General features: G+C 67.9%; 20 protein-coding genes. 10 read left to right on the top strand and 10 right to left on the bottom strand.

The features are described 5' to 3' along the window. Positions 1-11 precede the first annotated feature (11 nt). The 5 genes from fghA to E5790_RS13340 form a co-directional block, all read right to left on the bottom strand. The gene (gene fghA / locus E5790_RS13360; protein ID WP_111205460.1) at positions 12-842 is read right to left on the bottom strand and encodes an S-formylglutathione hydrolase; all 831 of its coding nucleotides are present in this window, start codon (positions 840-842) and stop codon (positions 12-14) included. 63 nt (positions 843-905) lie between these two features. Continuing rightward, positions 906-1262 (bottom strand): YqcC family protein, encoded by a 357-nt coding sequence (locus E5790_RS13355; protein WP_049440658.1) that lies wholly within the window; start codon positions 1260-1262, stop codon positions 906-908. 8 nt (positions 1263-1270) lie between these two features. Then, positions 1271-2380 carry an S-(hydroxymethyl)glutathione dehydrogenase/class III alcohol dehydrogenase gene (locus tag E5790_RS13350; RefSeq protein ID WP_049440659.1) on the bottom strand — a complete coding sequence of 370 codons (1110 nt, stop codon included), beginning with the start codon at positions 2378-2380 and terminating at the stop codon, positions 1271-1273. 58 nt (positions 2381-2438) lie between these two features. Then, on the bottom strand, positions 2439-2714 hold the full coding sequence (gene frmR / locus E5790_RS13345; protein ID WP_005411009.1) for a formaldehyde-responsive transcriptional repressor FrmR: 276 nt from the start codon (positions 2712-2714) through the stop codon (positions 2439-2441). A 70-nt stretch (positions 2715-2784) separates the two neighbouring features. Beyond that, on the bottom strand, positions 2785-3690 hold the full coding sequence (locus tag E5790_RS13340; protein ID WP_111205459.1) for a LysR family transcriptional regulator: 906 nt from the start codon (positions 3688-3690) through the stop codon (positions 2785-2787). A gap of 129 nt (positions 3691-3819) precedes the next feature. On the opposite strand from E5790_RS13340, the gene E5790_RS13335 reads away from it, so the two are divergent. Next, positions 3820-4923 carry an alkene reductase gene (locus tag E5790_RS13335; RefSeq protein ID WP_111205474.1) on the top strand — a complete coding sequence of 368 codons (1104 nt, stop codon included), beginning with the start codon at positions 3820-3822 and terminating at the stop codon, positions 4921-4923. A gap of 112 nt (positions 4924-5035) precedes the next feature. Here the strand turns inward: E5790_RS13335 and E5790_RS13330 are convergent, their stop codons facing one another. Continuing rightward, on the bottom strand, positions 5036-5713 hold the full coding sequence (locus E5790_RS13330) for an SMI1/KNR4 family protein (protein ID WP_111205458.1): 678 nt from the start codon (positions 5711-5713) through the stop codon (positions 5036-5038). Positions 5714-5827: 114 nt separating this feature from the next. Between E5790_RS13330 and E5790_RS13325 the strand changes: the two genes are divergently transcribed. Beyond that, positions 5828-6244, top strand: coding sequence for a VOC family protein (locus E5790_RS13325; RefSeq protein ID WP_111205473.1), 417 nt, complete (start codon positions 5828-5830; stop codon positions 6242-6244). 12 nt (positions 6245-6256) lie between these two features. Here E5790_RS13325 and E5790_RS13320 read toward each other — a convergent pair whose 3' ends face one another. Beyond that, entirely contained in the window at positions 6257-6952 is a 696-nt protein-coding gene (locus tag E5790_RS13320) for a hypothetical protein (protein ID WP_049440661.1), read from the bottom strand. 75 nt (positions 6953-7027) lie between these two features. On the opposite strand from E5790_RS13320, the gene E5790_RS13315 reads away from it, so the two are divergent. Then, on the top strand, positions 7028-7690 hold the full coding sequence (locus E5790_RS13315) for a TetR/AcrR family transcriptional regulator (RefSeq protein WP_049440662.1): 663 nt from the start codon (positions 7028-7030) through the stop codon (positions 7688-7690). Between the two features lie 152 nt (positions 7691-7842). Here the strand turns inward: E5790_RS13315 and E5790_RS13310 are convergent, their stop codons facing one another. Next, complete coding sequence (locus E5790_RS13310) at positions 7843-8727, bottom strand: LysR family transcriptional regulator (protein WP_014648394.1); 885 nt, start codon at positions 8725-8727, stop codon at positions 7843-7845. A gap of 107 nt (positions 8728-8834) precedes the next feature. On the opposite strand from E5790_RS13310, the gene E5790_RS13305 reads away from it, so the two are divergent. Beyond that, entirely contained in the window at positions 8835-9893 is a 1059-nt protein-coding gene (locus tag E5790_RS13305; RefSeq protein WP_014648395.1) for an NAD(P)-dependent alcohol dehydrogenase, read from the top strand. 122 nt (positions 9894-10015) lie between these two features. Here E5790_RS13305 and E5790_RS13300 read toward each other — a convergent pair whose 3' ends face one another. Then, positions 10016-11380 carry a glutamate--cysteine ligase gene (locus E5790_RS13300; RefSeq protein WP_111205457.1) on the bottom strand — a complete coding sequence of 455 codons (1365 nt, stop codon included), beginning with the start codon at positions 11378-11380 and terminating at the stop codon, positions 10016-10018. A gap of 152 nt (positions 11381-11532) precedes the next feature. Here E5790_RS13300 and E5790_RS13295 point away from each other — a divergent pair, with 152 nt between their 5' ends. The 3 genes from E5790_RS13295 (at position 11533) to E5790_RS13285 (ending at position 14722) form a co-directional block, all read left to right on the top strand. Further along, on the top strand, positions 11533-12237 hold the full coding sequence (locus tag E5790_RS13295) for a VIT family protein (protein WP_014648397.1): 705 nt from the start codon (positions 11533-11535) through the stop codon (positions 12235-12237). Then, on the top strand, positions 12234-13058 hold the full coding sequence (locus E5790_RS13290) for an AraC family transcriptional regulator (protein ID WP_069117884.1): 825 nt from the start codon (positions 12234-12236) through the stop codon (positions 13056-13058). The genes E5790_RS13295 and E5790_RS13290 overlap by 4 nt, the downstream gene beginning before the upstream one ends. A 692-nt stretch (positions 13059-13750) precedes the next feature. Next, positions 13751-14722 (top strand): MBL fold metallo-hydrolase, encoded by a 972-nt coding sequence (locus E5790_RS13285; protein ID WP_111205680.1) that lies wholly within the window; start codon positions 13751-13753, stop codon positions 14720-14722. A 72-nt stretch (positions 14723-14794) separates the two neighbouring features. On the opposite strand, the gene yihA is transcribed toward E5790_RS13285, so the two are convergent. Then, positions 14795-15397: a ribosome biogenesis GTP-binding protein YihA/YsxC gene (yihA, locus tag E5790_RS13280; RefSeq protein ID WP_005411022.1), complete on the bottom strand. Its 603-nt coding sequence runs from the start codon at positions 15395-15397 to the stop codon at positions 14795-14797. A gap of 156 nt (positions 15398-15553) precedes the next feature. Between yihA and E5790_RS13275 the strand changes: the two genes are divergently transcribed. The 3 genes from E5790_RS13275 (at position 15554) to E5790_RS13265 (ending at position 18052) form a co-directional block, all read left to right on the top strand. Continuing rightward, the gene (locus E5790_RS13275) at positions 15554-16354 is read left to right on the top strand and encodes a c-type cytochrome (protein WP_014648400.1); all 801 of its coding nucleotides are present in this window, start codon (positions 15554-15556) and stop codon (positions 16352-16354) included. 106 nt (positions 16355-16460) lie between these two features. Beyond that, positions 16461-17111, top strand: coding sequence for a thiol:disulfide interchange protein DsbA/DsbL (locus E5790_RS13270; RefSeq protein WP_032960695.1), 651 nt, complete (start codon positions 16461-16463; stop codon positions 17109-17111). 107 nt (positions 17112-17218) lie between these two features. Continuing rightward, positions 17219-18052 (top strand): thiol:disulfide interchange protein DsbA/DsbL, encoded by an 834-nt coding sequence (locus tag E5790_RS13265; RefSeq protein ID WP_049440671.1) that lies wholly within the window; start codon positions 17219-17221, stop codon positions 18050-18052. Positions 18053-18056 lie beyond the last annotated feature (4 nt).

Genomic DNA, 18056 nt, shown 5'->3' with positions numbered 1-18056 from the left:
TTCCCGGGGGCTCAGCCGTGCAGGGCGCGGGCGTGGTGGGCGATGTGCTCGCCGATGAAGCTGCCAATGAAGTAGTAGCTGTGGTCGTAGCCGGGCTGCAGGCGCAGGGTCAGCGGATGGCCGGCAGCGGCGCAGGCCTCCTGCAGGCGCTGCGGCTGCAGCTGGGTCTGCAGGAACTCGTCCGCCTCGCCCTGGTCGACCAGCAACGGCAGGCGCTCGCTGGCCGCGGCAATCAATGCGCAGGCGTCCCATTGCGCCCAGTCGGCCGGGTTGTCGCCAAGGTAGGCGTGGAAGGCCTTCTGCCCCCACGGAACATGGCTGGGCGCGACGATCGGCGAGAACGCCGACACGCTGCGGTAGCGCCCCGGATTGCGCAGCGCGATCACCAGCGCACCGTGGCCGCCCATCGAGTGCCCACTGATGCCGCGTGCGCCGGTCGCCGGGAACTCCGCTTCGATCAGCGCCGGCAACTCGTGCACTGCATAGTCATGCATGCGGAAGTGCTTCGCCCACGGTGCACGGGTGGCGTTGAGGTAGAACCCTGCGCCCTTGCCCAGGTCGTAGCCTTCGGCATCGGCCACGTCATCACCGCGCGGGCTGGTATCAGGCGCGACAATGATCACGCCGTGTTCGGCCGCATAGCGCTGCGCGCCCGCCTTGGTGATGAAATTCTGCTCGGTGCAGGTCAGTCCGCTCAGCCAGTACAGCACCGGCAGCGTCTGCGTTTCCGCCTGCGGCGGCAGGTACACGGCGAACTGCATGTCGCAGCCCAGCGTGGTCGAATGATGGCGGTAGACGTCCTGCCAGCCGCCGAAACAGGCGCGGTGTTCAATGCGTTCCATGGTGCTCTCCTGCGCGGCGCGTCAGCGCACGCGTGCTTCTGGTAGATGCCGACCTTGGTCGGCTTATCCACGCCCGGCGTGGACGCCTTGGTTGATCAGTTCATCCAGCTGTGCCAGCAGGCGCAGCAACGATTCGACGCCAGGCTGGCCGTCCAGGTTGCGGTACGCCGCCACCGCCACGTCGCTGCGCGGTGGCCACTGGCCGTCGGCGCGGGCTTCGTGCAGGCGCGGCAGGAATACCTGTGCCAGCCAGTGCTCGAACGGCATTTCATCAATGCCGAAGGGCGAGTCCACCACGCGCGGTGGACCCACGCCGCCCTCGACCCAGCCCAGCGCGCGCAGCGCCTGCTCGATCGGGTCGACCAGGGCCGCGCGTGGGTCCTCCGCACGCGGCCTGCGCAGGGCGTCGAACCAGCCCACGCCGCGGCTCAGTAGTGGACCACCGAACGGATCGACTTGCCTTCATGCATCAGGTCGAAGGCGTCGTTGATCTTGTCCAGTTCCATGGTGTGGGTGACGAACGGGGCCAGTTCGATATCGCCCTTCATCGCATCCTCGACCATGCCCGGCAGCTGGCTGCGGCCCTTCACGCCACCGAAGGCGGTGCCCATCCACTTGCGGCCGGTCACCAGCTGGAACGGACGGGTGGAGATCTCCTGGCCCGAACCGGCCACGCCGATCACCACGCTCTGGCCCCAGCCACGGTGCGCGCATTCCAGCGCCGCGCGCATCACGTTGACGTTGCCGATGCACTCGAAGCTGTGGTCCACGCCCCAGGTCGTCATCTCGACGATGACCTGCTGGATCGGCTTATCGAAATCCTTCGGGTTGATGCAGTCGGTGGCGCCGAATTCGCGCGCCAGTTCGAACTTGGACGGATTGGTGTCCACCGCGATGATGCGGCCAGCCTTGGCCTGGCGCGCGCCCTGGATCACCGCCAGGCCGATGCCGCCGAGGCCGAACACCGCCACGCTGTCGCCTTCCTGCACCTTGGCGGTGTTGTGCACCGCGCCGATGCCGGTGGTGACGCCGCAGCCGAGCAGGCAGACGTGTTCCGGGTTTGCTTCCGGATTGATCTTCGCCAGCGACACTTCGGCCACCACGGTGTACTCGCTGAAGGTCGAGCAACCCATGTAGTGGTACAGCGGCTCACCGTTGTAGCTGAAGCGGCTGGTGCCATCGGGCATCACGCCCTTGCCCTGGGTCGCGCGCACGGCCACGCACAGGTTGGTCTTGCCGCTCTTGCAGAACAGGCACTCGCCGCACTCGGCGGTGTACAGCGGAATCACGTGGTCGCCCGGCTTGACGCTGGTCACGCCCTCGCCCACTTCAACCACGATGCCGGCGCCTTCATGGCCCAGCACCACCGGGAACAGGCCTTCCGGATCATCGCCGGACAGCGTGAACGCATCGGTGTGGCAGACACCGGTGTGGGTGATCTTCACCAGCACTTCGCCCTTCTTCGGCGGGGCGACGTCGATCTCGACGATCTGCAGCGGCTGGCCGGGACCAAAGGCGACGGCGGCACGGGACTTCATGGTGGACTCTCCAGAGACAGGCAATGACAGGATGGGCGGCGCCATGTTGCGCCGTCGTTTATTTCAGGTATGAACGGATCAACGCGCTCATGTCGCGCACGCGTTCGGCGCGTTGTTCATCGGAGGCGGCGGGTTGCCCGAACTCCTCGCGCAGATGGGCCTCCATCACCTCGGACATCAGGCCGTTGACCGCGCCACGGATGGCGGCGATCTGCTGCAGCACCGGCCCGCAGTCGGCGCCAGCTTCCAGCGCGCGGTCCAGCGCATCGCACTGGCCACGGATGCGGCGCACGCGGGCCAGGACCTTCTTCTTCTCTTCGGGGGAGTGCGGCATGACCAGGCCACCTCGAAACTATACTGGGGGATAGTATACACGGGCAACCATCCCGCTCAATCGCGCCGGTTCAATCGAACAAGCCCTCACCCGCCAGCCGCGCCAGCTCATCCACCACATAGCGCACCTTCGGCCGCAGGTGCCGGGTCGGTGGCCACAACGCATGGATGTCGATATGCCGCTGCATGTGCGCATCCAGCACCGAGCGCAGCGCGCCGGATTCCAGATGTCGGCGTACCAGTGACACGGGCATCTGGCAGATGCCCAGTCCTGCGATGGCCGCATCGATCACTGCGTCACCATCGTTGAGCTGGTAGGCCGCGTTCGGGATGAACGTTCCCTCGGCGTCATCACTGCCAATCCGCCACGCCACCGGTTGCCCATGGCGGAAGCCGACGATGCTGCGATGCTGCGCCAGTTCCTCCACGGTCGCTGGCACGCCATGCGCCTGCAGGTACTCCGGCGATGCGCAGGTGACCAGGCGCTGGCGACCCAGCCGGCGCGCGACCAGGTGCTCGGCCTGGTGCAACCCGCCGAAGCGGATCAGCAGGTCGATGCCCTCTTCGACCGGATCGACGAAGTGATCGGTGAAGGTCATCGTCAGTTGCAGGTCCGGGTACTGCCGGCACAGGCGCAGCAGCACGGGCAGCACCACCAGCCGCCCGAACGAGGACGGCATGTCGATGCGCAGCCGTCCGCTGGGCAGGCCGGCCGACCCCAGGCAGGCTTCGGCGGCGGAGATTTCTTCCAGCGCCGCCGCACACGATGCGTAGTACGCCTCGCCATCGGTGGTCAGCGCGATGCGCCGCGTGGTGCGGTGGAACAGGCGCACGCCCAGCCGCGCTTCCAGCCGGGCGATGGCCTTGCCCACTGCCGAGCGCGAGATGCCCAGCGCGTCGGCAGCCTCGGTGAAGCTGCCTGAGCGGGCCGTGGTAACGAAGGTCACCAGGCCATTCAACGATTCCAGCGGCAGCATCTATCGCGCTCCATTGGGGACAAATAGTCCCGCGCCCAGGGAGATCGAAGCGCTTTATGCGTCCGCATGTCAACTCCATCCTGTGTGCATCGCGCCGCTGGCGCCTTCCCCCACACCGAGATGACCGACATGATCGCCGCCCTGTTCCGCCCCTTCGATCTGGCAGGCACCGCCCTGCGCAACCGCATCGCGATGGCCCCGATGACCCGCGCCCGCAACCCCGGTGCGGTCGCCAACGAACTCACCGCGCAGTACTACCGGCAGCGCGCCAGCGCCGGCCTGATCATCAGTGAAGGCACCCCGGTCTCGCCGCAGGGCCAGGGCTACATCGACGTCCCGGGTATCTGGTCGGCCGAGCAGGTGGCCGGGTGGAAGCTCGTCACCGAGGCGGTGCATGCCGCACAGGGCACGATCTTCGCCCAGCTCTGGCACGTCGGCCGCATGTCGCATTCCTCGCTGCAGCCCGACGGTGGGCAACCGGTCAGCGCCGGTACCCGCCCGGTGGCCAGCGCACCGAAGAACACCTCGTTCGTGTACCTGGGCGATGGCAGCCGCGGCCACGCCGATCCCACCCCGGCACGTGCACTGGAGACCGCAGAGATCCCCGGCATCGTCGACGACTTCGTGCGCGGCGCAGAGAACGCCATCGCCGCCGGCTTCGACGGCATCGAACTGCATGCCGCCAACGGCTACCTGTTCGAACAGTTCCTCAATCCGGTCATCAACCAGCGCGAAGATCACTACGGCGGCTCGCTGCCCAACCGCGCGCGCTTGATCCTGGACACCGTCGATGCGATGGCCCAGCGCATCGGTGCGCAGCGCATCGGCGTGCGCCTGGCACCGAACAATCTCACCTTCGACATGCCGTTCTACCCCGACAACGAAGCTACCTATCTGTACCTGGCCGAGGAACTGGGCAAGCGCGGCCTGGCCTATGTGCATCTCAACGACAACCAGCAGGCGGGCCAGTCGGTGCTGGGCGAGGCCTTCCTGCAGCAGTTCAAGCAGGCCTACGGTGGCACCGTGATCCTGGCCGGCGGCATGACCCGCGAACGCGCCCTGCAGCTGGTCGAGGCCGGCACCATCGACCTTGCCGCGTTCGGCCAGCCGTTCATCGCCAACCCGGATCTGGTCGAACGCCTGCAGCGCAACATCGCGTTGGCCACGCCCGACCGCAGCACCTATTACGGGGGCGGCGAGGCGGGCTATCTCGATTACCCGGCCGCAGGCTGATCCCGCACGGGGCCCGCACGGGGTCGGATCCCCTTCCAACGGAAAGGGCTCTGACCCCTGTTCGGCGAACAAGGAGTCAGAGCCACGCTGCGCCCGGATCCGACCCCAGCCCTCAGGCGTCCTCGCGCACGTAGGCGAACGACTCGTCCAACCGCTCGAAGCCGATCACTTCAGCGACGATGGCCTGTGCCTCGTCTTCGCTGAAGTTCCCTTCTTCAATATCGTCAACGCGGGCGAACAGCCGCTGCAATGCCGCGTACTGGTCGCCGCGCAGGAAGGAATGGTGAGTCTGCAGCCAGCGCTGCAGATTCCCGGCCAGCTCGCCCTGCGACAGCAGTGTGTACGGCCGCTGGTAGTCGGCAACCGCTTCGACCATCTTGCGGAACACGAAATCCTGGTAGCTGGCGGCCAGCACGTCGGCACGGTCGTCGTCATGCCACACCATCACCACCGGCGGTTCGCTGAAACCGGGCGCGTTGCTCCAGAAACAGTAACTGTCACCCGCGCCGGTCCGCGCAAAGGGCAGCAACTGCAGGTCAGTGCGCAGGGGATTGTAATGATCCTCCGCGGTCAGCTCCTGCCACGCCTCGAGCAGTTCATCGTGTTCCAACGGCTCATAGTCCTGGGCGTACAGCAGCACCGGCGGTTCTGCCTGCAGCGCCGGGAATACCACCTCGGACCATTCCGGATGGGGAGCACCCCAGCTCAACCGACCCGCTGCATGCAACTGCTTGAACAGGGGCGGGAAGGTCTGGCCGGTGGCCTGTTCGATGCTGGATAGCGCGCTCATGGATGTCCTTGTCGATCGAGACCGCCCAGCTTGCCCGAATCCGCGCAGGAGATGAACCGGCAGCACCACGCGGCAGGACTAGACTGCGACCACCGGATGCCGCCCATCGCTACCATGAACGCCACTGCCCACAGCTTCATCGTCAACATGGACGTGCCCGACCTGGCCGCCGCCGAAGACTTCTACCTCCGGGCCTTCGGCCTGCGCATCGGCCGCCGTCTCGGCCCGGGCGCCGTGGAGCTGCTCGGTGGGCCAACGCCGCTCTACCTGCTGCACAACGACGCCGGCAGCGCCGCCACGGAAGACGGCGACGTGCGCGACTACGAGCGTCATTGGACGCCGCTGCACCTGGACTGGGTGGTGGATGACATTGAAGCCGCGCTGGCACGTGCAGTTGCGGCCGGGGCGACACTCGAGCAGTCCGTGCGCGAGCGTCGCTGGGGACGCATCGCCGTACTGGCCGATCCGTTCGGGCATGGCTTCTGCCTGATCCAGTTCAGTGGCGAAGGCTACGATGCGCTGGTTGAATGACCGGCGCGCCGTTCACCACGGCAACGGCACTGCTTCGCCGTTGGCGCGCTCGCCGTAGTACAGCGAAGGCAGCAGCCGCGACAGGAAACTGAACTCCGTATAGCAGTGCCTGAGCAGGCCCAGGCCGACCGCGTCGCCGGCATCGCGACGCGGATCGGCGCTGTCCAGGCCGAGCACGAAGCGGCTGCGCAGCACGCAGCCAAACGGCGTATCGCGCGCCACATGCAGCATCTGCCCATCGCAGGGATCGCCCTGTACATCCAGACGCACGTGATCACCGAAGCCGATGCGCGCGGCGATCACCGCCGATACATGGCCTGCATCCTGTGCCGCCTGCAGGCGTTCGGGCACCAGCAAGGTGCGCGGGTCATGGAACTTCAGGCGCGCCGCCACCGGCGGAATGTCAGCGAGCGATTCCACCGCATGGATGCTGGCGCCGTGGTAGCTGCGCCCGCGCTGCCAGGCCGCGTCCCAGCCGCGATGCTCGACATGATCGACCGGATGCCACCAGCGGATGTGCTGGGTGGTCTCGAAGAAGGTGAACCACCAGTCCAGCATGCGGCCCTTGCAGCCGTGCAGATCGGTGCGCACCGCCACCAGCAGCGTGCCGTCTTCGCGGCGCTGGATGCCGGTTTCCAGATGCATCGGCGCCGGGTCCAGCAGATCGTGGTGGTCCAGCCAGGGGCGAGCGTTCACAGCGGTATCCATGGGGGTCTCCTACGGGTTGGGAGACCCGAAAATACGGAAACGCTTTCCGTTTCGCAATTAACCGGATGCGGTAAGATGGGCGCAATGAACAGCACCACCCTGCCCGCGCCCACATCACCGACCCGCCGCCGTGGCCGCCCTGCGCGACCGGAAGCCGAAGTCCGCCACGCGGTGCTGCAGGCGACGCTGGAGCTGCTGCTGGCACAGGGTTACGAGGCCACCACCATTGAAGCGGTGGCGGCGCACGCCGGGGTGGCGAAGAAGACCGTGTACCGCCATGCCAGCAACCGCGAGGAGCTGGTCGGGTTGGCGGTGCGTGAGTGGACCGACGGCTTCGCGCCACAGCTGCAGCGTGATGCGCGCAATGCCCAAGAGGTCGTGCCGTTGCTGCAGGACATCCTGCACGCGGTGTGCACGCAGGCGCTATCGGCGCAGGCGGTGCAGGTGTTCCGCCTGCTGGCCACCGATTTCCCCGGCAAGGACGCGCTGCTGCAGGCCTACCTCGACAACGGCATCGAACGCGGCCGTGCGCTGCTGGCCGACTGGCTGGCACGTCAGCAGCAGCGTGGACTGCTGCGCGAGGGAGATTCCGCATGCATGGCGCGGCTGATCCTCGCGATGGCCGTGGCCGAGCCGCTGCGCGAACGCGTGATCGGCGTGGTGGCCGAGGATGCGCCGGTGGAGATGCATCTGCGTGAGTGCGTGGCGTTGTTGGCGCCGGTGTTGCAAGGGCCGTAGCGTGGTGCCATCCACGCATGGCGTGGATCTACCGGCCGATGTCGATTCGTTGATCGGCAACGCCCTGCCCCGGCAGGTGCCGACCGTTGGTTGGCAATGGCCTGCCCCGGTGGGTGCCGACCGTTGGTCGGCACCACGTCATCCATCGCAACTCACTCGCGCAACATATCCACGAACGCACGCAACGCGCCCGGCATCTGCCGCTGCTTCGGGTAGTACAGCGCGAAGCCGGCAAACGGCTCGCTCCAGTCTTCCAGCACCGCCACCATCTGCCCCGATTCGATGTACGGCCTTGCCGTGTCTTCCAGCACGTACGCCAGGCCGATGCCATCCAGAACGGCGCGCACGATCGTGCCCTGCTCGCACAGGGTCAACCGCCCGGGCACGTCGATCTCCAGCGCCTGCCCATCGCGCTCGAACTGCCACTTGTACAGGTGCCCACTGGCGAAGCGGAAGCGGATGCATTCGTGCGCGGCCAGGTCGCGCGGATGCTGCGGTGCCGGCCGACGCCGCAGGTAGTCCGGCGAGCCGACGATCAGCCCGCGCAGTGGCGGCCCCATCGGCACCGCCACCATGTCCTCCGGCACGAACTCATGCAGGCGCACGCCGGCGTCGTAGCCCTCGGCGACGATGTCGACCAGGCCGTCATTTTCGGTCAGCTCCACCCGCACGTCGGGATGGGCGTGCAGGAAGCGCGCCAGCCTCGGCCCCAACTGGGTCGGTACCGCCGCGCGGGTGGCGTTGATGCGCAGCAGGCCGGCCGGGGCTGCGCGGAAGTGGTTCATTTCTTCCAGTGCGTCGTGCACCTGCCCCAACGCCGGCTGCAGGCGCTCCAGCAGGCGCTGCCCGGCCTCGGTCAGGGCCACGCTGCGGGTGGTGCGATGGAACAGGCCCACCCCCAACCGTTCCTCCAGCGCGCGGATCGCGTAGCTCACCGCCGAGGTCGACAGCGCCAGCTCGGCGCCGGCACGGCGGAAGCTGCGGTGGCGGGCGACCGCGGCGAACGCGGCCAGGTGGGAGAGGTTGTCAGTGGCCACGATTGTGCAGTTTCACTTGATGAATCATGCCGATATCCGCGCTTCTTGCTGCTGGTTGCGGGGCGTATTGTAAAACGCCTTTCGATAAACCCTGCCAAGGATTCCCCATGTCCCTCGCCCGTGGTTACGCCGCCCATTCCCATACCGACCCGCTGGTCCCGTACGAGTTCGAACGCCGCGCGGTCGGCCCGGACGACGTGCGCATCGAGATCCTCTACAGCGGCATCTGCCATTCCGACCTGCACCAGGCCCGCGATGACTGGGGTGGCTCGATCTACCCGATGGTGCCGGGCCACGAGATCATCGGCCGGGTGACCGAAGTCGGCAGCAACGTCACCCGCTTCAAGGTCGGCGACCACGCCGGCGTCGGCTGCATGGTCGACTCGTGCCGCCACTGCGACGCCTGTGAGCACGATCTGGAGCAATATTGCGCCGAAGGCGCGACCTGGACCTACAACGGCCGTGAACGCGAAACCGGCGCGCCGACCTACGGCGGCTATTCCGACCACGTGGTGGTCGAGCAGCGCTTCGTGGTGAAGGTGTCCGACACCCTCGACCTGAAGGCGGCCGCCCCGCTGCTGTGCGCCGGCATCACCACCTGGTCGCCGCTACGCCACTGGAAGGTCGGCCCGGGGCAGAAGGTGGGCGTGATCGGTCTCGGTGGCCTTGGCCACATGGGCGTGAAGTTCGCCAAGGCACTGGGCGCGCACGTCGTGATGATCACCACCACGCCGGAAAAGGGTGCCGATGCCAAGCGCCTGGGCGCCGATGAGGTACTGGTCTCGCGCGATGCCGCGCAGATGAAGGCGCACGCCGGCAGCTTCGACTTCCTGCTCAACACCATCCCGGTCGGCCATGACACCAACCCGTACATGGGCCTGCTCAAGCGCGAGGCCACCATGTGCCTGGTCGGCGTGCTGACCGAACTGGACCCGCCGCTGACCGGCGGCAGCGTGATCTTCGGCCGCAAGCACCTGACCGGCTCGGCAATCGGCGGCATGGCCGAAACCCAGGAAATGATGGACTTCTGTGCCGAGCACGGCATCGTCAGCGACGTCGAGATCATCGACATCAAGAACGTCAACGAAGCCTGGGAACGCATGGCGAAGAACGATGTGCGCTACCGCTTCGTGATCGACATGGCGACGATGCAGAACGCCGCCTGATCCAGGGCAGATGCGAAAAAGAAAAACCCCGGCAATGCCGGGGTTTTTCTTCTGGTAGTGCCGGCCGCTGGCCGGCAACCCCATACATCTGCCGGCCAGCGGCCGGCACTACCGCAATCCACTCAGTACGCGAACTCGCGGAACACCGGATCGACGTCGCCGTGCCAGCGGCCATGGAACAGCGCCAGCTTGCGCTCGGCCGGGGTCAGGCCGGATTCGACGATCTCCTGCAGCACGTCCAGGAACTTGCTCTCGTCCTGGCCGTCGGCATTGCGCGCCGCACGGCGCCTGAGGCCTTCGACGGAAATCTTCACCGCTTCGCGGGCCAGGTCGCGCACCGTGCCATTGCGGAACGGCAGGTTCATCGCATGCTTCGGCACGCCGTCGCGCAGTGCATGGCGCTCGGCCAAGGTGAAATCGCGTACCAGGTCCCAGGCGGCATCCAGTGCGGTGTCGTCATACAACAGGCCCACCCAGAATGCCGGCAGCGCACACAGGCGGCTCCACGGGCCACCATCGGCACCGCGCATTTCCAGGTACTTCTTCAGGCGCACTTCCGGGAACGCGGTGGTCATGTGGTCCGACCAGTCGCGCAGCGTCGGCAGCACACCCGGCAGCACCGGCAGCCTGGCCTGCATGAAATCGCGGAAGCTCTGCCCGCTGGCGTCGTGGTAGATGCCATCGCGGTAGGAGAAATACATCGGCACGTCGAGCAGGTAGTCGACATAGCGCTCGTAACCAAAACCATCCTCGAACACGAAGTCGAGCATGCCGGTGCGGTCGGCGTCGGTGTCGGTCCAGATGTGCGAGCGGTAGCTCAGGTAACCGTTCGGCTTGCCTTCGGTGAACGGCGAATCGGCGAACAGCGCGGTGGCGATCGGCTGCAGCGCCAGCGACACGCGGAACTTCTTCACCATGTCCGCTTCGGTGGCGTAGTCCAGGTTCACCTGCACCGTGCAGGTGCGGGTCATCATGTCCAGGCCCAGCGAACCGACCTTGGGCATGTACGAGCGCATGATCTTGTAGCGCCCCTTCGGCATCCAGGGCATTTCATCGCGCTTCCACTTCGGCTGGAAGCCCATGCCGAGGAAACCCAGCTGCAGTTCGCCGGCCACCTGTGCCACTTCGTTGAGGTGGGTGCCGGTCTCCACGCAGGTCTGGTGGATGGTCTCCAGCGCCGCGCCGGACAGTTCCAGCTGTCCAGCCGGTTCCAGCGTCACCGAGGCACCGTCGCGCAGCAGCGCGATCGTGTTGCCGTTTTCCTGCACCGGCTCCCAGCCGAAGCGGACCAGGCCGTTGAGCAACGCTTCGATGCCGCGCTCGCCCTCGAAGGTCGGCGGGCGCAGGTCATCCAGGCGGAACCCGAACTTCTCGTGCTCGGTGCCGATGCGCCACTGCGCGCGGGGCTTCTCGCCGGAGGCGATCACCTCCACCAGCTGCGAGCGGTCGGTAATGGGGGTATCGGCGACGTGGCTGGGGCTCGACAAGGGGAAGGCTCGCTGGACGGTGGCGGGGGATGTGGGGCTCGCGGCCTTCCATCGCAAGGGCGCACTATAGCGTGGCACCCCGTTGCGTCATGCGACGGTGACGGGTTTCAGCATCCTACCGACGCCCTCTTGACCCTCGTACACTTGGCGTCATGAACCGTCATTCGCGACACCCCGAACTGCACCGCTCCGAGCGCGTCGGCTGGTTGCGTGCCGCCGTGCTGGGGGCCAACGATGGCATCGTCTCGGTGGCCGGCCTGGTGGTCGGCGTGGCGGCCAGCGGCGCCTCCGCCACCACTATCCTTGCCACCGGCGTGGCCGGCACCGTGGCCGGCGCGATGTCGATGGCCGCCGGCGAGTATGTGTCGGTGCAGACCCAGGCCGACACCGAAGCGGCCGACCTGGCAATGGAAAAGCGCGAGCTGCGCGAAGACCCGCACAGCGAACTGGAGGAGCTGGCCGCGATCTACCGCCACCGCGGCCTGGAGCCTGCATTGGCCCGGCAGGTGGCCGAACAGCTTACCGCCCACGATGCACTGGGTGCCCACGCCCGCGATGAGCTGGGCATCACTGACACCCTGCGCGCGCGCCCGCTGCAGGCGGCGCTGGCCTCGGCCGGTGCGTTCACCTGCGGTGCGGCGCTGCCGGTGCTGACCGCCCTGCTCGCGCCGACCGACAAGGTTGCGTTGATGACCACGGCCAGCACCCTGCTCGGCCTGTGCCTGACCGGCGCGGTGGCGGCCCAGGCCGGGGGCGCACCGCCTGTACGCGGCGCGGTCCGGGTGATGTTCTGGGGCGCGCTGGCGATGGCTGCGGCGGCCGGCGTCGGTCGCCTGTTCGGTGCCCAGGTGTCATGACCGGCATGCTGCCAGCGGCCACTGCGTTGCTGGCCGAGATGGCCAGCCTGGCCGGCTGCGGGCGCGCCGAGGGCTATGCCTGCATCACCGCACGCCGCGAGCATGGCGCCAGCTCGGTGGAGGTTCCGCAACCGCAGTTCGCGATCCTGCTGGAAGGCCGCAAGCAGGTACGTACCGCACACCAGTCGCTGACGTTCGTTCCCGGCGACATCCTGCTGCTGACCCAGCGGTGCCGCATCGACGTGGTCAACACCCCCGATCCCTGCAGCGGCCGCTACCTCAGTGCCATCGTGCCGCTCTGCACCGAAGTGCTGGCGGCGGCGCGTACGCTCTGGAATGAAGAGCTTCCCGCCCCCGGCCAGGCGATGGCGCGACTGCCGTTGATCGACCATGGCGCGGTGCTGCGCCAGTGGCGGCAATCGCTGCAGGACGGCCGTTACAGCGACGCGCGGCTGGCCCTGGCCTCGCTGGTGCTGACCCTGTGCCGACAGGGCCACGGCAACCTGCTGCTGCCGCAGGCGCCAAGCCTGGGCGAACAGATCCGCGACCGCATCGCCGCCGAACCAGCACGCGACTGGCAATCACGCGATGTGGAAGAACAGTTCGCGCTGAGCGGCGCGACCCTGCGCCGTCGCCTGGCGGCCGAGGACACCAGCCTGCGCCAGCTGCTCACCGAGGCCCGGCTGGCGCATGGCATGCAGCTGCTCTACACCACCGACCTGCCGTTGAAGACCGTGGCCGCACGCGCGGGCTACCGGTCTGCGGCCAGTTTCAGCAAGCGCTTCGCCGAGCAGTACGGGCTGGCTCCGACAGACATTTGAGGGGGTTCGGCAGGGCTGCGCCCTGCACCTGCCGAAGCAAGAGCAAGAGCAACAGCAATAGCGTGCATCCCGTGGGATGGCGGGGCACTGTGGGTTTGCGGGGACGCCGTAAACCCGTCCATGGGGGCTTGGTCGCCGCATCCATGCGGCTCACACCCCGCCAACCCACAGTGCCCCGCCTTCGACAGATTCCGGCGGCTGTTGGTAGGTGTCGACCTTGGTCGACACATCTGTCAGATATCGAAATCGATCTGGGGTCAGATCCGTTTTCCTGCGGAAAACGGATCTGACCCCGCGAGCTGACAGATCGCGGAAAACTGTCGAAGGCGGGGTGGGTCCGGTTGCGGGAGTGTCCGCGGCATGGATGCCGCGGCCAAGCCCCCATGGGTGAGGGCGCTTTGCTTGCGAAGCACTGCTTCGCAAGCGCCCGAACGCCCAGCCGCCAGCGACTGGGCCGGACCGCGGAGCGGGGTTTACGGCGTCTCCCGCAACCGGACCCACCCCGCCATCCCAGATAGCCCGCTGTCGCTGTTGCTGTTGCTTCGGCCGTTGCCGTTGCCTCTGCGGGTGCAGGGCGCAGCCCTGCAGCCCCCCTTCCCTGAGCATTCCGCGCAGTGGTTTGAGCGCCGTGCACACGCCGGCCACGGCACGCTGGGCACAACGGAACCGCCCGTCATCCACCGAGAACCGCCATGATCCTGCGTCCCCTGCCGCTGCGCGGCGCCCTGCTGCTGGCCCTGTCGTCCCTGCCGCTGGCTGCACTGGCCGAAGCCACCTCGCCCGCTCCCACCCAGCAGGTGCCCGGCGTCTACCACCAGCGCGTTGGTGCGCTGCAGGTCACCGCCCTGTTCGACGGCGTGGTCGCGCTGGGCCGGCAGGAAGTGGTCGACGTGCCGCCGACACTGGTCAGCCGCCTGTTGGAAGGCCGCTACGTACCGGAAGACAAGAAGGGCCTGCAGACCGCGATCAACGCCTTCCTGGTGCGCCAGGGCAACCACCTGACCCTGGTCGATACCGGCACCGCGCAGTGCTTCGGCCCCGGCCTGGGCCAGGTGCTGGGCAACCTGCGCGCCTCCGGCGTGGACCCGGCCGAGGTGGACGAGGTGCTGCTGACCCACGCCCACCCGGACCATCTGTGCGGCGTGCTCGACGCGCAGGGCAAGCCGGCCTACCCGAATGCCACGGTGTGGCTGTCCAAGGCCGATGCCGATTACTGGCTCAGCCCGGCCAGCGAGCCCACGGCGCCGAAGGGCGTGCGCTTCGCCTTCCCGCTGGCACGCAACGCGGTCGCGCCCTACCAGGCCAGCGGCCACCTGGGCACGTTCAGCCCCGGCGATGCCCTGCCCGGTGGCGCGGTGGCGATGGACACCCACGGCCATACCCCCGGCCATGTCTCCTACCGGTTCGACAGCCAGGGCCAGTCACTGCTGGTGTGGGGTGATGTGCTGCACTTCCATGCGGTGCAGTTCGCGCACCCGGAAGCGGCATTCGAGGCCGATTCGGACCGCAAGGCGGCCATCGCCAGCCGTCGCGGGCTGCTGCAGCAGGCCACCGCCAACGGTTGGTGGGTGGCCGGTGCGCACCTGCCGTTCCCGGGCCTGGGCCATGTGCGTGGCGAGGGCCAGGCCTATGCGTGGGTGCCGGCGGAGTATTCGCCGTTGTGAGGGTGTGCCGACCAAGGTCGGCACCCACCCGATCGGGTAGCGCCCGGCTGCCAGCCGGGCGACCGGAGAGCCTTATTCCAGCCCCAGCCAGCCGCCGATCACGCCGCGGGCTTCGTCCACGCCGGTACGGTCTTCGCCGGAGAACACCTGCACGCTGACGCTGTCACCGTAAGCCGATTGCAGCTCCTTGCGCACCTTCTGCAGGGACTGCATCTGCTGGCTGCGGCTGAGCTTGTCGGCCTTGGTCAGCAACGCGTGCGCCGGCAGGCCACGCTGCACGGCATAGGACAGCATCTGCCGGTCGTAGTCCTTCAGGGGGTGGCGGATGTCCATCACCACCACCAGGCCCTTGAGGGCCTCGCGGGTGCGGAAATACTTGTCAATGAAGGCCTGCCAGTGCGCCTGCAGGTCCAGCGGCACCTTGGCGTAGCCGTAACCGGGCAGGTCGACCAGATGCGCTTCCGGGGTGACCTGGAAGAACACCAGCTGCTGGGTGCGGCCGGGGGTCTTGGAGACACGGGCCAGGGCGTTCTGGCGGGTCAGCGCGTTGAGCGCGCTGGACTTGCCGGCGTTGGAGCGGCCGGCGAAGGCCACTTCAGCCCCTTCGTCGGGCGGCAGCTGCCGCACGTTGTGGGCCGAAAGGTGGTAACGGGCGCGTTCGATGAGCAATGACATGTGCCTAGGATCGCATGTTGCGGCGCCGCGCGCCCGTGCCGGCGGCCGCTGCGGCCATTTTGCTGCACTGCTGCGTTGACCGTGCGCGGAAACGCCGTTGATAATCCGGGCGATGCCGGCGGCCACCGTCCGGCCCGGTCCATACGGAGCTTCAGCATGCGCCACGCTCGCGTTCTTGCCGTATCCGCCCTTGCCACTGCTGTAGTCGTTGCCGCTGCTGCGTTCGCGCAGACCACGTTGACCCCGCTGCCCGACAACGGGCCGATCAATACCGCCTCGCTGGAGGTGGACTTCAGCAAGACCCACTGGGGCGATGCCAAGGCCGGCCAGACCAAGGCGACGGCCTGCGCGGCCTGCCATGGTGCCGACGGCAACTCCACGGTGGAGATGTACCCGTCCATTGCCGGCCAGAGCGAGCGCTACGTGGCCCAGCAGATGGCCCTGATCGCCAACGGCCAGCGCAGTTCCGGCGCGGCGGTGGCGATGGTGCCGTTCGTGCAGAACCTCACCCCGCAGGACATGCGCGATATCGGCGCCTACTTCGCCACGCAGAAGGCCAACGCCGGCATCGCCGATGACACGGCAGTGACCGATGGCCCCTACAAGGGCATGAAGTTCTACGAGATCGGCCAGCAGCTGTACCGCGGCGGCGATGCCAAGCGCGGCCTGCCGGCCTGCATGGCCTGCCACGGCCCCAGCGGTGCCGGCAATCCCGGCCCGGCCTATCCGCACCTCGGTGGGCAGCACGCCAGCTATGTCGCGCGCCGCCTGCAGGAGTACCAGGCCGGCCAGACCAACGAGACCGACAAGGCGCACTTCCAGATCATGGCCACGGTCGCGCAGAAGCTCAGCGAGCAGGAGGTGCAGGCGCTGTCGAGCTACCTGCAGGGCCTGCACAACAAGGCCGACGATGTAGCCGCTGCGGCCACGCCGACGCAACCGGCTGCCGCCCCCTGACCACCACTGGTCGGCCCGGGCCGCGACGCCGGCCCACGGCTGCGGTATGTTTCCTTCACGCCGGCGACCGCGCCGGCGTTGCTTTTTTCAACGGAGATGCGTGTCGATGAGGTTGATTTCCCGCCTGCTGTTGTCCGTGCTGGTGCTGCTGCCGCTGGCAGCCTGCGCCGCCACCCCCGCCAATGCCCCGCTGGTCGAGGGCAAAGACTACGAGCGCATCGCCCAGCCGGGCCCGTTCCAGCCGCTGGCCGGCAAGATCGAGGTGGTCGAGGTCTTCGGCTACACCTGCCCGCACTGCGCCCATTTCGAACCACAACTGGAAGCCTGGGCGGCCAAGCTGCCGGCCGACGTGCGCTTCACCCCGGTCCCGGCCGCCTTCGGTGGCGCCTGGGATGCCTGGGCACTGGCCTACTACGCCGCCGACGAAGTCGGCGTGGCCAAGCGCAGCCACGCTGCCGTGTTCAAGGCCCTGCACGAGCAGGGATCGCTGCCGATGCAGAACGTCTCGGCCGATGAGCTCGCCACGTTCTACAAGGCCTACGGCGTGACCCCGGACCGCTACCTCCAGGCGCTGCGCGGCGATGCCGTGCAGAAGAAGGTCGAGGCCGCGCGCGCGTTCGCCCAGCGCACCAAGATCCCGGGCACCCCGGCCATCATCATCAACGGCCAGTACCTGGTGCGGGGCAACAGCTTCGACGACCAGCTGCGCATCGCCTCGGCGCTGATCGCGCAGGCCCGCGCCGCCCGCGGCCGCTGAACCAACGCCCACCCTCGACACGGCGCTGTCGCCGCCGCATGTCATCATTTCCCCCTGGCTGGCGCCTGGCGCCGGCCCCCACCTTTCCAGATGCTGGAGACGTTTCCATGAAGATCCGTTACGCCCTCGCCCTCGCAGCGCTGCTGCCGATCCTGGCTGCCTGCAAGGCTGATGACGGCAGCACCAACACCACCGCGGCCCCGGCCGCACCGGCAGCCGCCCCGGCCACCGCCGAACCGGCCGCTGCGCCGGCCACGGGCAGCGAAGGCACCGCTCCGGCTGCCGCCGAAGGCGAAAAGGCCCCGGCCGAAGCCGCCCCCGCCGCGGCGCCGGCCCCGACCACCGCCGCGCTGACCGGCCCGGCCCCGGTGGAAGGCGCCGATTACCAGGTGATCCCGAACGGCCAGCCGTTCCAGCCGGCTGCCGGCAAGATCGAAGTGACCGAGATCTTCGGCTACGTCTGCCCGGCCTGCGCCGCATTCCAGCCGCTGGTCGGCCCGTGGAAGGCCGGCCTGCCCAGCGACGTGAACTTCGTCTACGTGCCGGCCATGTTCGGCGGCACCTGGGATGACTACGCCCGTGCCTTCTACGCCGCGCAGACCCTGGGCGTGCAGGAGAAGACCCACGAAGCGCTGTACGCCGCCATCCACTCGCAGAAGACCCTGAAGGGCGAGCGCGGCCGTGACTCGGTGGAAGACATCGCCAAGTTCTACGCCACCTATGGCGTGGATCCGAAGCAGTTCGCCGCCACCATGGGCAGCTTCGCGGTGAACGCCAAGACCAACTCGGCCAAGCAGTTCGCCCAGCGCAGCCAGATCAGCGGCACCCCGTCGATCATCGTCAACGGCAAGTACCTGGTGAAGGGCAAGAGCTTCCCGGACATGCTGCGCATCGCCGACCACCTGATCGCCCGCGAACGCGGTGCGGCCCAGGCTCACTGATCCA

The organism is Stenotrophomonas sp. PAMC25021, assembly GCF_004795795.1.
In the GTDB taxonomy this organism is placed as follows: domain Bacteria; phylum Pseudomonadota; class Gammaproteobacteria; order Xanthomonadales; family Xanthomonadaceae; genus Stenotrophomonas; species Stenotrophomonas muris.
Note: the sequence above shows the minus strand (reverse complement) of the source record. Positions and strands in the feature narration are given on the sequence as shown.

Excerpts from the sequence above, each read along its gene's own strand:
- fghA (WP_111205460.1), bottom strand. The coding sequence starts at position 842 with ATGGAACGCATTGAACACCGCGCCTGTTTCGGCGGCTGGCAGGACGTC.
- E5790_RS13350 (WP_049440659.1), bottom strand. The coding sequence starts at position 2,380 with ATGAAGTCCCGTGCCGCCGTCGCCTTTGGTCCCGGCCAGCCGCTGCAG.
- frmR (WP_005411009.1), bottom strand. The coding sequence starts at position 2,714 with ATGCCGCACTCCCCCGAAGAGAAGAAGAAGGTCCTGGCCCGCGTGCGC.
- E5790_RS13340 (WP_111205459.1), bottom strand. The coding sequence starts at position 3,690 with ATGCTGCCGCTGGAATCGTTGAATGGCCTGGTGACCTTCGTTACCACG.
- E5790_RS13335 (WP_111205474.1), top strand. The coding sequence starts at position 3,820 with ATGATCGCCGCCCTGTTCCGCCCCTTCGATCTGGCAGGCACCGCCCTG.
- E5790_RS13330 (WP_111205458.1), bottom strand. The coding sequence starts at position 5,713 with ATGAGCGCGCTATCCAGCATCGAACAGGCCACCGGCCAGACCTTCCCG.
- E5790_RS13325 (WP_111205473.1), top strand. The coding sequence starts at position 5,828 with ATGAACGCCACTGCCCACAGCTTCATCGTCAACATGGACGTGCCCGAC.
- E5790_RS13320 (WP_049440661.1), bottom strand. The coding sequence starts at position 6,952 with ATGGATACCGCTGTGAACGCTCGCCCCTGGCTGGACCACCACGATCTG.
- E5790_RS13315 (WP_049440662.1), top strand. The coding sequence starts at position 7,028 with ATGGGCGCAATGAACAGCACCACCCTGCCCGCGCCCACATCACCGACC.
- E5790_RS13305 (WP_014648395.1), top strand. The coding sequence starts at position 8,835 with ATGTCCCTCGCCCGTGGTTACGCCGCCCATTCCCATACCGACCCGCTG.
- E5790_RS13295 (WP_014648397.1), top strand. The coding sequence starts at position 11,533 with ATGAACCGTCATTCGCGACACCCCGAACTGCACCGCTCCGAGCGCGTC.
- E5790_RS13290 (WP_069117884.1), top strand. The coding sequence starts at position 12,234 with ATGACCGGCATGCTGCCAGCGGCCACTGCGTTGCTGGCCGAGATGGCC.
- E5790_RS13285 (WP_111205680.1), top strand. The coding sequence starts at position 13,751 with ATGATCCTGCGTCCCCTGCCGCTGCGCGGCGCCCTGCTGCTGGCCCTG.
- yihA (WP_005411022.1), bottom strand. The coding sequence starts at position 15,397 with ATGTCATTGCTCATCGAACGCGCCCGTTACCACCTTTCGGCCCACAAC.
- E5790_RS13275 (WP_014648400.1), top strand. The coding sequence starts at position 15,554 with ATGCGCCACGCTCGCGTTCTTGCCGTATCCGCCCTTGCCACTGCTGTA.
- E5790_RS13270 (WP_032960695.1), top strand. The coding sequence starts at position 16,461 with ATGAGGTTGATTTCCCGCCTGCTGTTGTCCGTGCTGGTGCTGCTGCCG.
- E5790_RS13265 (WP_049440671.1), top strand. The coding sequence starts at position 17,219 with ATGAAGATCCGTTACGCCCTCGCCCTCGCAGCGCTGCTGCCGATCCTG.